At 67.7% G+C, this 12,346-nt stretch carries 12 protein-coding genes; 11 read left to right on the top strand and 1 reads right to left on the bottom strand.

Annotated features, from left to right (window positions below; translation table 11 throughout):
* The first annotated feature begins 41 nt into the window (after positions 1 to 41).
* Positions 42 to 1,178 carry an aminotransferase class V-fold PLP-dependent enzyme gene (locus RIE08_18295; protein ID MEQ8719557.1) on the top strand — a complete coding sequence of 379 codons (1,137 nt, stop codon included), beginning with the start codon at positions 42 to 44 and terminating at the stop codon, positions 1,176 to 1,178.
* Between the two features lie 79 nt (positions 1,179 to 1,257).
* Here the strand turns inward: RIE08_18295 and RIE08_18290 are convergent, their stop codons facing one another.
* Entirely contained in the window at positions 1,258 to 2,025 is a 768-nt protein-coding gene (locus RIE08_18290) for a creatininase family protein (GenBank protein ID MEQ8719556.1), read from the bottom strand.
* 190 nt (positions 2,026 to 2,215) lie between these two features.
* On the opposite strand from RIE08_18290, the gene RIE08_18285 reads away from it, so the two are divergent.
* From RIE08_18285 to RIE08_18240, 10 genes are all read left to right on the top strand, one after another.
* Positions 2,216 to 3,478 carry an ABC transporter substrate-binding protein gene (locus tag RIE08_18285; protein MEQ8719555.1) on the top strand — a complete coding sequence of 421 codons (1,263 nt, stop codon included), beginning with the start codon at positions 2,216 to 2,218 and terminating at the stop codon, positions 3,476 to 3,478.
* A 51-nt stretch (positions 3,479 to 3,529) separates the two neighbouring features.
* A complete protein-coding gene (locus RIE08_18280; protein MEQ8719554.1) occupies positions 3,530 to 4,297 on the top strand; it encodes an ABC transporter ATP-binding protein in 768 nt (255 codons plus the stop codon).
* A complete protein-coding gene (locus tag RIE08_18275) occupies positions 4,294 to 5,013 on the top strand; it encodes an ABC transporter ATP-binding protein (protein MEQ8719553.1) in 720 nt (239 codons plus the stop codon). Before RIE08_18280 ends, RIE08_18275 begins: the two co-directional genes overlap by 4 nt.
* Positions 5,010 to 5,900, top strand: a complete 891-nt coding sequence (locus RIE08_18270; protein MEQ8719552.1) for a branched-chain amino acid ABC transporter permease — start codon at positions 5,010 to 5,012, stop codon at positions 5,898 to 5,900. The genes RIE08_18275 and RIE08_18270 overlap by 4 nt, the downstream gene beginning before the upstream one ends.
* A complete protein-coding gene (locus tag RIE08_18265) occupies positions 5,897 to 7,024 on the top strand; it encodes a branched-chain amino acid ABC transporter permease (protein MEQ8719551.1) in 1,128 nt (375 codons plus the stop codon). Before RIE08_18270 ends, RIE08_18265 begins: the two co-directional genes overlap by 4 nt.
* Positions 6,999 to 8,366, top strand: a complete 1,368-nt coding sequence (locus tag RIE08_18260; GenBank protein ID MEQ8719550.1) for a hypothetical protein — start codon at positions 6,999 to 7,001, stop codon at positions 8,364 to 8,366. The genes RIE08_18265 and RIE08_18260 overlap by 26 nt, the downstream gene beginning before the upstream one ends.
* A 14-nt stretch (positions 8,367 to 8,380) precedes the next feature.
* Positions 8,381 to 9,292 (top strand): substrate-binding domain-containing protein, encoded by a 912-nt coding sequence (locus tag RIE08_18255; protein ID MEQ8719549.1) that lies wholly within the window; start codon positions 8,381 to 8,383, stop codon positions 9,290 to 9,292.
* Positions 9,293 to 9,354: 62 nt separating this feature from the next.
* Positions 9,355 to 10,269 (top strand): substrate-binding domain-containing protein, encoded by a 915-nt coding sequence (locus tag RIE08_18250; GenBank protein MEQ8719548.1) that lies wholly within the window; start codon positions 9,355 to 9,357, stop codon positions 10,267 to 10,269.
* 86 nt (positions 10,270 to 10,355) lie between these two features.
* Positions 10,356 to 10,799, top strand: a complete 444-nt coding sequence (locus RIE08_18245) for an AsnC family transcriptional regulator (GenBank protein ID MEQ8719547.1) — start codon at positions 10,356 to 10,358, stop codon at positions 10,797 to 10,799.
* The coding region (locus tag RIE08_18240) for an AMP-binding protein (GenBank protein MEQ8719546.1) at positions 10,800 to 12,346 on the top strand (1,547 nt) is incomplete at its 3' end. It lies immediately after the preceding gene.

Here is a 12,346-nt window from a genome sequence, read left to right as displayed (position 1 = left end):
CGGCGCCGACGACAGGAACGAACCGACTCCCCTCCGATTCCATGATTCCCGCTCAGCGACATCTCTTCGACATACCCGACGGCGTCGCCTACCTGAACTGTGCCTACATGGCTCCGCTCTCTTACGCCGTGGTGGAGGCAGCGCGCAGCGGAGCTGAGCGCAAGGCGCGGCCATGGGAACTCGTACCAGACGATTTCTTCTCTGGGCCAGAGGCAGCTCGGGGACTATTCGCCCGCATCATCCATGCCCGTGCCGATGACGTCGCGCTGATCCCGGCAGCGAGCTATGGCCTGGCGGTCGCCGCCCGGAATCTCCCAGTTGGTGGCGGCCAGTCGATCGTGGTGCTCGCGGAGCAGTTCCCGTCCAACGTGTACGTATGGCAGGAGGTGGCGGCCGCGGCCGGTGCCCGGCTGGTGACCGTGCCCCGCCCTCGCGACGGTGGCATCACCTCTGCAGTCACCTCCGCGATCGACGAGCGGACGGCGGTGGTCGCGGTGCCGCACTGCCACTGGGCGGATGGAGCTCTGCTCGATCTGGAGGAGGTCACGCGTTGCTGCAGGGCGACGGGGTCGAGCCTCGTCCTCGATGTCACGCAGTCCGTCGGCGCGCTCCCGATCGATGTCGAGGCGCTCGCGCCCGATTTTCTGGTGGCCGCGGCGTACAAGTGGCTCCTCGGTCCCTATAGCGCGGGATTCATGTACGTGGCGCCCCATCGCCAGGCGGGCAAACCCATCGAGTTCAACTGGATTTCCCGCAGTGACAGCGCAGACTTCAGACGTCTGGTCGACTACCGCGATGGCTACCAACCGGGCGCTCGTCGCTTCGATGTCGGGGAGTCGGCGAACTTCCACACGATTCCGGCACTGGTTGCGGCGCTGGAGCTGGTCCTCGAGTGGGGGGTGGACGAGATCGCGGCGACGATCGCGGCCCGCAACGCTGAGATCGCCCGGTGGGCCAATGGCTTCGGACTGACTTGCCTCGACGGGGACGAGCGCGCTGGACACATCCTCGGCATCTCCCTCAGCGACGGAATTCCAGCCGATCTGGTCGAGTACCTCGCGACGGCCAACGTGTACGTGAGCGTTCGCGGCCAGACCCTCCGAATCTCACCGCACGTCTACAACACCGGCGCCGACATCGACCAGCTCATTCACACGCTCGAGGAGGCGCTGGGCTGATTCCGAGGACGCGCGTCGCCGCTCACTCTTGGACATGCGCAGAGTGATCTCGGTCGAGAATGTCGCCTCATGCCGAGGCTCACGCCCCTCGGGGACGGTGATCCGACAGAGGGGGTTCTTCGGTCTTCGCCCGGGCCACGACGTCGACGAGCTGCGTGACCGCCAGCCCGACCAGGCGGTCACCGAGCTCGGCGGTCGCCTCCGACGGCCGCCCTGTGACGCCGTTCGTCGACAGCGACGCAGCCGTGTAGCCGAACACGAGACCGTCGGTGCGGTCCGGATCGTCGGCGTCGGCGACGCGGTCGAGATGCACCGTCTCAGGTGCGATCGCCATCATCACGGAGGTCTCGGCCCGGTTGGCGTGGACGTCGGCACCGTCGGCGGTCATCTCCGCTGTGAGCTCGGCGCCCAGGGTCCACCAGTGGATGACGCCGAACCGCAGATCTGGACGCTCGAGGCGGATGTGGTCCCGGGCGAGGTCCAGGGCCGCGCCGTTCCCGAAGTGTGCGTTGACCGCGAGGATCCGCCGCAGCCCCGAGCGGGCCGCCTCCGTCGCAATCGTCACGACGAGGTCCGCGAGTTGTGCTCCGGTCACGCCGATCGTCCCGGCGAGCAGCCGACCATGTCCCGCGCTCGCCCCGAAGGTGATCGTCGGCAACACGATCGTGTCCGGCACCGCCGAAGCCGTGGCCACACACAGGTGCTCAGCGATGATCGAGTCGGTCGCCGTCGGCAGATGTGGTCCGTGTTGTTCGGTCGCCCCCACCGGCAGCAGGCCGACCACCCCGTCGAGGGCGCCACCGGCGAGCTCCGGTGTGGCGTCGCGTCCCCAGCGTCGTGCGTCCATGGCCGCCACCCTAGCCAGCCGCGGGGGCGACATTCATCGTCAGACTTCTGACGGGAAACGAAATAGGGCGTTCATCGCTAGCTCTGGTGCGATATTCGTCGGCGTGGCATAGTCAGGCGGTGAATTTCACATTCGTTGGGCCTCTGCGCCGTCGGGTGACCGGCGACGTCGGGTCCAGGAGGGAGCCATCATGAGGAAGCTGCTTGCACTGCTGCTCGTGCTCGCGCTCATCGCCGCAGCATGCGGAGATGACGACGACACGGCCGCCGGCGACGACGGGGCGGACACGCCCAGCGACGACGGCACGGAAGAACCGGCCGACGACGGCACCGAGGAACCGGCCGACGACGGGTCCGAGGAGCCGATGGATGACGAGCCGTTCGTCTTCGGCGCGGCAATCGCCGAGTCCGGTGGCTTCGAGCTCTACGACAGCGAAGTCATGAAGGGCATGGAGTACGCCATCGAGCAGGTCAACGCCGCGGGCGGCATCAACGGTCGGATGGCCGAGCTCATGATCGCCGACCACATGACCGACGTCACCCAGGTGGAGGCGGTCACCGAGAGCCTCATCGCCGACGGTGCCGATCTGATCGTCACGACCGCGGACTACGACTTCGGTGCCGCGGCGGCACTGGCTGCGGCGAACGCCGGGCTCATCTCGATGGGTGGCGCCGGCGCGCCGGAGTTCGGGTACGAGGGTCTGGGCGACCTTCACTTCAACGTCTACCAGGGCACCCCCACCGAGGGCGCTGCAGCGGCCGAATGGGGCTACAACACCAAGGGCTGGTCCAACGCATTCCTCCTCGTCGACACGAGCATCGAGTATTCCACCTCGCTGTGCGACTTCTTCGAAGAGGTCTGGACCGGACTCGGCGGCTCGATCGCCGGTCGTGAGACGTTCCTCAACTCCGACGCGTCCATCAACTCCCAGGTGAGCTCGATCGCCGCATCCGATGCCGACGTGCTCATCGCATGCTCGTACCCGCCGGGTGGGGCGAGCGCCATCCGTCAGATCCGCACAGGCGGCATCGACCTTCCGATCATCGGCGGCGCCGGCTACGACGGGACCTTCTGGCTCGAGTCCACCCCGGACCTGTCGGACTTCTACTACCCGACGATGGTCTCGTCGGCCGGTGACGACCCGAACGCGGATGTGAATACGTTCCTCGAGTTCGTCGACCCGGCTGGCGGGGCGATCTACGCGCTGTTCGGCCAGCAGATCGTCGAGATCGTGGCGCGCGCCGCCGAGATGGCCGATTCCACGGACACCGAGGCGCTGGCAAGCGCCATCGAGAGCTTCACCGACGAGCCGACCCTGGTCGGTCCGACGACCTTCACCGACACCTGTCACATCCCGCTCGGCCGCAACATGGCGATCGTCGAGATTCAGGGCGGCGTCCCGTCGTTCGTCGAGTACGTGACACCGAGCCTCGTCCCCGACTCGGCCTGTTGAGCTGAGCAGGCCCGTCGGCAGCGAAGACCCGAGATGACGCAGGTCCCCTCCATGGAGTCGCCCCTCCGCCCCACAGCGGGCGGAGGGGCGGCCCTGCGAGCCGATGGAGTCTGCGTCCACTTCGCAGGGGTCAGGGCCGTCGACGAGGTCGACCTCGAGTTCCGGCAGGGAGAGATCCTCGGTCTCATCGGTCCCAACGGGGCGGGCAAGACCACCCTCGTCAACGCCCTTACGGGCTTCCAACCCCTCACCGCCGGTTCGGTGGGTCTCGACGGCATCGACGTGTCGAGATGGCCGGCCGACCGGCTGGCTCGCAACGGCGTCACGCGAACCTTCCAGGGCGTTCGCCTCTTCGCCGATCTCTCCGTGAGAGAGAACGTCGAGGTCGCCGCCCTCGGTTCGGGCGTCAACACACGCGAAGCCCGGGGCCGTGCCGACGACCTCCTCGAACTGCTCGAACTGGTCGCGCTGTCGGACCGTCTCGCCGGCGAGTTGCCCTACGGTGCGGAACGGCGCGTCGGTATCGCCCGGGCGCTAGCCACGGCACCGAACCTCGTGATGCTCGACGAGCCCGCCGCGGGCCTCAACGAGGAGGAGAGCGATGACCTCCTCGGTCGCCTGGAGACCGTGCGGGCCGAACTCGGCTGTGGCCTCCTCGTGATCGAACACGACATGCGCCTGGTGATGCGACTCTGCGACAGGCTCCACGTGCTCGACTACGGCCGGACGATCTTCCAGGGCCTCGCGGCCGAGGCCCGCCGGGACTCCCGGGTGATCGAGGCATACCTCGGCCCCGACGACGAGGGCGACGACGCATGAGTCTTCTCGTCATCTCGGACCTCACCGTCCGCTACGGCCGGACGGCCGCACTGCGAAACGTCGATCTCACCGTCGAAGAGGGCGAGATCGTCGGACTGCTCGGGCCGAACGGCGCCGGCAAGTCGACGACCCTCAACGCCATCACCGGTGTGGTCGTCCCGGCGGGTGGCACCATCGACCTCGCCGGGTCCTCCCTGCTTCATCAGGCCCCGGAACGAATCGTCCGCTCCGGCGTGGCGCTCGTCCCGGAAGGTCGGCGGATCTTCGGCTCCCTGTCCGTCGTCGAGAACCTCGAACTCGGGGCGACCGTGCGCTCCCCGGGTGGAGAGGTCGATGCCGACATCGAACGCGAGATGGAGCGATTCCCCGTCCTGCGCCGCTACCGCGACAGCCAGGCCGGAAAGCTCAGTGGTGGCGAACAGCAGATGCTCGCCATCTCGCGGGCCCTGATGAGCCGTCCCCGCCTGCTCCTTCTCGACGAGCCGTCCCTGGGCCTCGCCCCCCAGGCGGTGTCCACGGTGTTCGACGCGATCGCCGCGCTGCGCACCGAGGGAACCACCGTCCTGCTCGTGGAACAGAACGCCAAACGAACCGTCCGCCTCGCGGACCGCACCTACGTCCTGTCGAACGGCTCCGTCGTGGCGTCGGGAACACGTGAAGAGCTCGCCGACCGTGACCTGGCCGGGCTCTACCTCGGCGAAGGAGGCGACACGTGACCTTCAGCGACCTGATCCAGGACATCATCGACGCATTGACGACGGGCAGCTTCTTCGCTCTGTTCGCCCTCGGAATCGCGCTGACGTTCGGCATCATGCGCCTCGTCAACTTCGCCCACGGCGAGCTGATCATGGCCGGCGCCTACGCCGTCTACTTCGCCCAGGATCTGCCGTGGCCACTCATCGTCATGATCGGGGTCGGCACCTCGATCGTGCTGTCGCTAATGGTCGAACGACTCGCGTTCCGGCCCGTGCGCAAGGGCAGTCCAGCCACCTTGCTCATCACCTCGTTCGCGGTCAGCTTCGCCCTCCAGAGCCTCGCCCGGCTCATCTTCACGACCCTGCCGAAGTCCGCCGACATCAACCCCGTCTTCCGGAAGTCCTTCGAGGTCGGCGATGTTCGGATCAGCTGGCTATCGGTGATCACCATGATCACCACCGCTGTCCTGCTCGGCGGGCTCGCCCTTTTCCTCAACCGGACCCGCACGGGCACCCAGATGCGAGCTGCCGCCGAGGACTTCGGGATGGCGCGCCTGTGTGGTGTCCCCGCCAACCGGGTCATCGCCGGGTCCTTCGCGATCGCAGGTCTCCTCGCCGGTGCCGGGGCCGTTCTGCTCGTGGCCCAGACCGGGAGCATCTCGATCGGCATGGGTCTCACGCCGGTCCTGTTCGGCTTCACCGCCGCCACGATCGGTGGCCTCGGCAGCCTCTCGGGCGCCGTCGTGGGCGGGTACGTCCTCGGCGCGGCGAGCGTCACCCTCCAGAACGTCCTGCCGTTCGAACTCGGCGGGTACCGCGATGCCTTTCTCTTCCTGGCGGTGTTCGCTCTGCTCGCTCTCAAGCCAGGCGGCCTGTTCCGTGTCGCCGCGTTCGAGGAGCGGGTGTGACGGCGCGACTGTTCGGTCGCATCGGCGCCCTGTGGGTGCTGATCATCGCTGCGACCTACATCGGCTCGCTCGGCGGGACGTCGCTCGATCGCGCCGTCATCAACGGCCTGATACTGATGACGGTCGGCGTCGGGATCAGCATCTTCGTCGGGACCTCGGGCGTCTTCTCGTTCGGCCACATCGCCTTCATGGCCATAGGTGGCTACACGGCCGCGATCTTGACGATGTCGGACCGTCAACAGGGCCTCCAACTCGACGAGCTCCCGAACCTCGTCGGCGACGTGCGACTGAACCCCGTCGCCGCCACCATCGTGGCCGGATGTGTCGCGGCGATCGTCGCCGCGGTCGTCGCGATACCGCTCATGCGTCTCGGCGGACTGGCGGCCAGCCTCGCAACCGTTGCGCTGTTGATCACGGTGCGGGTGGTCTTCCAGAATTGGGAGCGCTTCACCCGGGGCAACCGCGGCCTCATCCTCGACGCCACCAGGCCGTCCCGTGAGTCGATCCTGGTGTGGTGCCTGATCGCCGTGGCTGTCGCCGCGGTGTTCCGGGTCTCGCCGATCGGTCGCCGGCTCGCCGCGTCACGCGAGGACGAACCCGCCGCCCGGGCCCTGGGTGTGCGGGTCTGGTGGGAACGCGGCGTCGCCTGGGTCCTGTCGGCGTTCATCGTCGGCGTCGGCGGAGCCCTCTTCGCGTTGTTCTTCCGCAACATCAACCCCGACAGCTTCTACATCTCGCTCACCTTCACGGTCCTCGCAATGCTCGTCGTCGGAGGTCTCAAGAGCCTCTCGGGGGCCGTGGTCGGCGCGATCACCCTCACCGTCGTGCTCGAAACGCTCCGTGAAGTCGAGCGGGGGATGAGCATCGGTGGCTGGGAGATCCCGAGCCGCAACGGGGTCTCCGAGCTCGGACTCGCAACCGTGCTCCTCCTCATCCTCATCACCAGGCCCGACGGCCTGCTCGGCGTGCGCGAGCTGCGACTACCGGCCCGCGCCACGGCGGTGTTCTCCAAGGGCGGATCCGTCACCGGGTCCGCCCCCGACGAAACCCCTGTTTCACCCGATTCTCCCGAATCCCATGACTCTCCGGAGGCCCCTGATGGACACCCTGCGATCGATCGCTGACGACCACACCGCACTCGCCGAACGACTCCGTAGCGAGGGCGTGAAGTGGGCGTTCGGCGCCTGGTCCGACATCGCCGGTCGTCCCAAGGGCAAGGTCGTCCCGATCGACAACCTCCCCGGCATGCTCGCCGGTTCCGAGCGCTACACGCCCCGCGGCATGGGCAACCTCGGCGAGATGAACCCCAACGAGGAGGAGTCGGTGGGAATACCCGACCCCGCGAGCGTGCGGATCCTCCCGTGGGACCCGACGGTGGCCTTCTTCGCCGCCAACCTCGTCTTCGCCGGCAAGGAGCCCTTCTCCAACTGCCCGCGGTCCATCCTCCAGAGCGTCCTGGACCGCCTCGAGGCCGACGGTAGGCGCTTCATGCTCGGCGTCGAGGTCGAGTTCCATATCTTCCAGCGCGACAAACTCCCCGAGCTCGTTCCGCTCGCGGCGTCCAACCTTCTGTACCCGACCCCCGCCTACGACATCGAGTCCACCATGGACTCGATGCCGGTCCTCACCGAGATCGCCGAACACATGCAGGCCGCCGACCTCGGCCTGTTCAGCTTCGACCAGGAGGGCGGCTCGGGCCAGTACGAACTGGACTTCACCCACGCCGAGGTCACCGACATGTGTGACCGGCTGATGTTCCTGCGCCTGCTCCTCCGCCACGTGGCCAAGAACCACGACGCAGTCGTGTCGTTCATGCCGAAGCCTTCGCATGACTCGTGGGGCTCGGGAGCGCACATGAACATGAGCCTCGAGGACATCGAGACCGGTGAGAACCTCTTCATCGAGGGAACCGGAGAGGACCGTTGCTGGACGCCCATGGCCATGTCGTTCGCCGCCGGACTGCTCCGCCACGCGAACGCACTCGCAGCGCTCACCTGCCCGACCGTCAACTCCTACAAGCGTCTGGTGCCGCGCCTCTCGGACGGATCGGTCTCGTGGGCCCCGGTGTGGGCCGAGTACGGCACCAACAACCGTTCCTGCATGCTTCGCCTGCCGGGCAACCGCCCCGCCATCGAGAATCGCACCGTCGACACGTCGGCCAACATGTACATCGCGTCGGCCTTCTCCCTCGCAGCCGGACTCGAAGGAATCGCCCTCGGCCTCGACCCGGGTGAGGCCGTGAAGGACAACGCCAGTTGGCGCGACGAGTCCTCGGGTCCGAAGGGGCGGCGCATCCCGCGCAACCTGCTCGAGGCCATCGAGGCCTTCGAGGACGACCCACTCGTCCACGAGACGTTCCCGGCGCCGTTCGTGCGTGACTACATCGCCATGCGCCGCGGCGAGTGGAACGAGTACCACGAGAAGGTCAGCCCGTGGGAGTTCGACCGGTACTTCGAGAACACCTGAGCGGAGGAGACAACATGCGAGTTCTCTACGTCAGCCCGATGGTCGGCGACACCAATCCGGCGATCGACGCGATCGGTCTCGGACTTCAGAGCGTCCTCACCGGCGCCGGGATCGAGATGCGGACGCTCGGGGCCGATTTCCGTGAACCCGACTGCGTCGGGCGCACCGGCGAGGCCGTGCGCGCCGGTGTGGAGGCGGGTGTCGACGGCATCTGCTTCTACGCGCTCGACCCGTCGGGCCCAGCTGAAGACGTTGCGTTCGCCCGGTCGGCGGGCATCCCGGTGTTCAGCTTCGTCCGTCCGCTGTTCCCGGTGAACGTCGCAGTGCTGTTCCCCAACTTCAACCACGGCGTCCTCATGGCTGAGTGGCTGCTCGACCGCCTCGAGGCCCCGCGGGTCGCGATCATCGGCGGGCCCGACACCCCCGACGACTCCGAAGAGGTCGCCGGGCTCCTCTACACGTTCGGCCGCAACGGAGCGGAGGTCGTGAACGACCCGACCGACCCGTCGTGGTGCAACCTCACCGACATCGCCGCCGGTGGGACCGAGATCACCAAGCGTGCACTCGCGGAGTTCGACGACCTCGACGTGCTCATCCCCTACAACGACGAGACCATGCTCGGAGCGCTCGCAGCCTTCGACGAGGTCGGGCGACCCGACGACCTGACGGTCATCTCCCGCAACGGATCCCCCGACGCGGTGCAGATGGTGCGACTGGGCCGCTCGCAGGGAACCTGGGACCTCGATGCCTCGGGGATCGGCACGACGCTGGGCGATCTCGTCGTGCGCCACCTCGAGGGCGACCCGCTCGACGGCTTCCTCGGCATGAGCCCGGTCGGCAGGATGATCGAAGCCGCCAACGTCGACACCTGGCTCCCCTGGGACGAGCGGATCGCCGTCACCGATTTCGTCTTCGGGCTCGAGTGAGGGCCGCGCCGTGATGGCGCAGAACACCGGACGACAACCGACCATCCGATAGGGGAACAGACGTGAGAGTGCTCTACGTGAACGCCATGAACTACGGGGCCAACGCCGGGGTCGACGCGATTGCGCACGGCCTCGATCACCGCCTCACCCAGGCCGGGATCGAGATGAGGGTCCTGACCGAGGACTTCCGCGAGCCCGAGTGGCTCGAGCGCCAGTCGGCCGCCGTCGATGCAGGGGTCGAAGCCGGCGTGGACGGAATCGTCGTCTACGTCCTCGACGACCACAACCCCGCGGAGGCCGTCGGGAGAGCCACCGCGGCGGGGATCCCGGTTTTCACACTGGAGCGGCCCCGCTTCGCCGTCGAGGGGTGTGTCGTGTACCCCAACTTCAACCACGGCGTCTACATGATGGAGTACCTCGCGACCATCCTCGAACCGGGTGCGCGGGTCGGCGTGCTCGGCGGCCCTGACGTCGTCGACGACATCGAACTGCTGTTGGGCATCCGCCACGGGATCGAGGCATCGGGCCTCCACCTGGTCAACGACCCCGAGGACCCGAGGTACAAGAACATCTCGGACGTGGCCGAGGGTGGCTACGAGAAGACGATGAATCTCCTGGCTGATTTCGACGACCTGGCGGGCGTCGTCCCCTACAACGACGAGACGATGCACGGCACTCTGCGGGCACTGCGCGAGACCGGACGGCTCGGCACAGTGAAGACGGTGTCCCGCAACGGCACTCCCAAAGCGGTCGAGGCGATCCTCGCCGGTGAACACCACGGAACCTGGGACCTCGACTGCCCCGGGATCGGCGCCACGGTCGGCGATCTCGTCGTGCGGCACCTCGTCGACGGTGAGGCTCTCGACGGCTACTGCGCCGCCAGTCCGATCGGGAGGATGATCTCGCCCGAGAACGCAGGCGCGTGGATCCCGTGGCCCGAGCGCATCCCCTACGAGGCGCTCCGTGAGGGTCTCTGAGACCCCGCTGAGGTGGAGGTCGAGATCCTCGTCGGGCGACCGATGTAGCTTCGGTTCCTCCATACCGGAATGCCGACGAGGCTGACGTGCTCGACGAGACCGACAAGAAGATCGTGCGGCTCCTCCAGAAGAACGCCCGCACACCCAACACCGAGATCGCGCGGAAGCTCGGCGTCGCCGAGACCACGGTCCGGAACCGGGTCACGCGGATGCTCGACGAGGACCAGATCAAGATGATCGCCGTCGTCAACCCCGACGCCACCGAGGCGACCATCTCCGCCTTCCTCCTCGTGGCCGTGCGGCCCGCTGACCTGGACACTGCGTCCGAACACCTCCACGACCGGCCCGAGGTCAGGTATCTGGGTCTGACGCTCGGGGGGAGCCAGCTGATGGTCGAGGCGTTCTTCCGGGACCACGGCCACCTGCTCGAGTTCCAGAACGAGGTCCTCGGCGGCCTCGACGGCATCGGAGCGATCGAGACGCTGCTCGTCGTGCGCGTGGCCAAGTTCTCCTACGAATGGGAGATCTGAATGCAGTTCCCGCTCACCATCGCCGATCACCTCCACCGTGCGGTCACCGTCTTCGGTGACCGCGTCGGTGTCGTGGACGAGCCGTCGCCACCCGGCGGTGGGCTCGGCGAGCTGACCTACCGACAGGTCGGAGAGCACGCGGCCGCGCAGGCGGCCGGGCTCGACGCCCTCGGAGTCGGACCGGGCGAGCGGGTGGCCATCGCCAGCCAGAACGCCGCGCGGCTACTCATCAGCATCCTCGCCGTGCCCGGGTCCGGGCGCGTGCTGGTCCCGATCAACTTCCGTCTCCGGCGTGACGAGATCGCCTTCATCGTCGAGCACTCGGGATCGACGGTCCTGCTGCACGACGAGGAGATGAGCGACGTCGTCGCCGGCCTCCCCGTCGCACGATCGATCAGCCTCGGTACGGCCACCGACCCGGAGCTGTACCGCTTCGGTGTGGAACCCGAACCGTGGTCGGATCCCGACGAGAACGCGACGGCGACCATCAACTACACGAGCGGGACCACCGCCCGCCCGAAGGGCGTCGAGTTGACCCACCGCAACCTGTGGCTCAACGCCGCCGTGTTCGGTTGGCAGGCCGGCGTGTGTGAGGCAGACGTCTACCTGCACACCCTTCCGATGTTCCACTGCAACGGCTGGGGCATGCCCTTCGCCACCGCGGCTATGGGTGTTCCGCAAGTCGTGCTCCGCAAGGCCGACGGAGCGGAGATCCTGCGGCGCGTCGAACGCCACGGCGTGACGCTCCTGTGTGGTGCGCCCACCGTCGTGTCGCTCGTTCTCGACGCGGCCGCGCAGTGGGACAGCCCGATCCCCGGCGCCGGCCGCACCCGGATCGTCGTCGCCGGAGCCCCGCCCCCGACCCGGGTCGTCGAGCGCGTCGCGACCGATCTCGGCTGGGAGTTCATCCAGCTCTACGGGCTAACCGAGACAGCGCCCCTGTTGACCTTGAACCGGTCCCGCACGGAGTGGGCGGACTGGAGCGAAGGGGAACGGGCCGCCGCACTCGTGAAGGCCGGTCCGCCCTCGCTCGGCGTCCAGTTGCGCATCGACGACAGCGGCGAGGTTCTCGCCCGCTCCAACGTGGTGATGAAGGGCTACTGGCATCAACCCCGCGACACCGCCGAGGCGACGCGGGACGGCTGGTTCCACACGGGCGATCTCGGTTCGATCGACGACGACTCGTACGTGACGATCGCAGACCGGCTCAAAGACGTGATCATCACAGGCGGCGAGAACGTGAGCTCCGCCGAGGTCGAGGATGCGCTTGCGGACCACCCCGCCGTCGCCGAGTCCTGCGTGATCGGCGTTCCCGACGAGAAGTGGGGCGAGACGGTCAAGGCCCTCGTTGTCGCCCGACCGGGGATGGCGGTGACCGGCGAGGAGATCATCGCCTTCGCCAAGTCGAAGCTGGCCGGCTACAAGTGCCCGACGTCGGTGGAGATCCGAGACTCCCTGGAGCGGACCGCCACGGGAAAGCTGAAGAAGGCCGCGATTCGTGCCCCCTACTGGCACGAATCGCGGCCTTCTTCAGCTTTCCCGTGGCG

It is taken from the genome of Acidimicrobiales bacterium, from assembly GCA_040219085.1.
Lineage (GTDB): Bacteria > Actinomycetota > Acidimicrobiia > Acidimicrobiales > JAVJTC01 > JAVJTC01.
The sequence above is the reverse complement of the archived record's forward strand: the minus strand, read 5'-3'. Positions and strand labels throughout refer to the sequence as shown.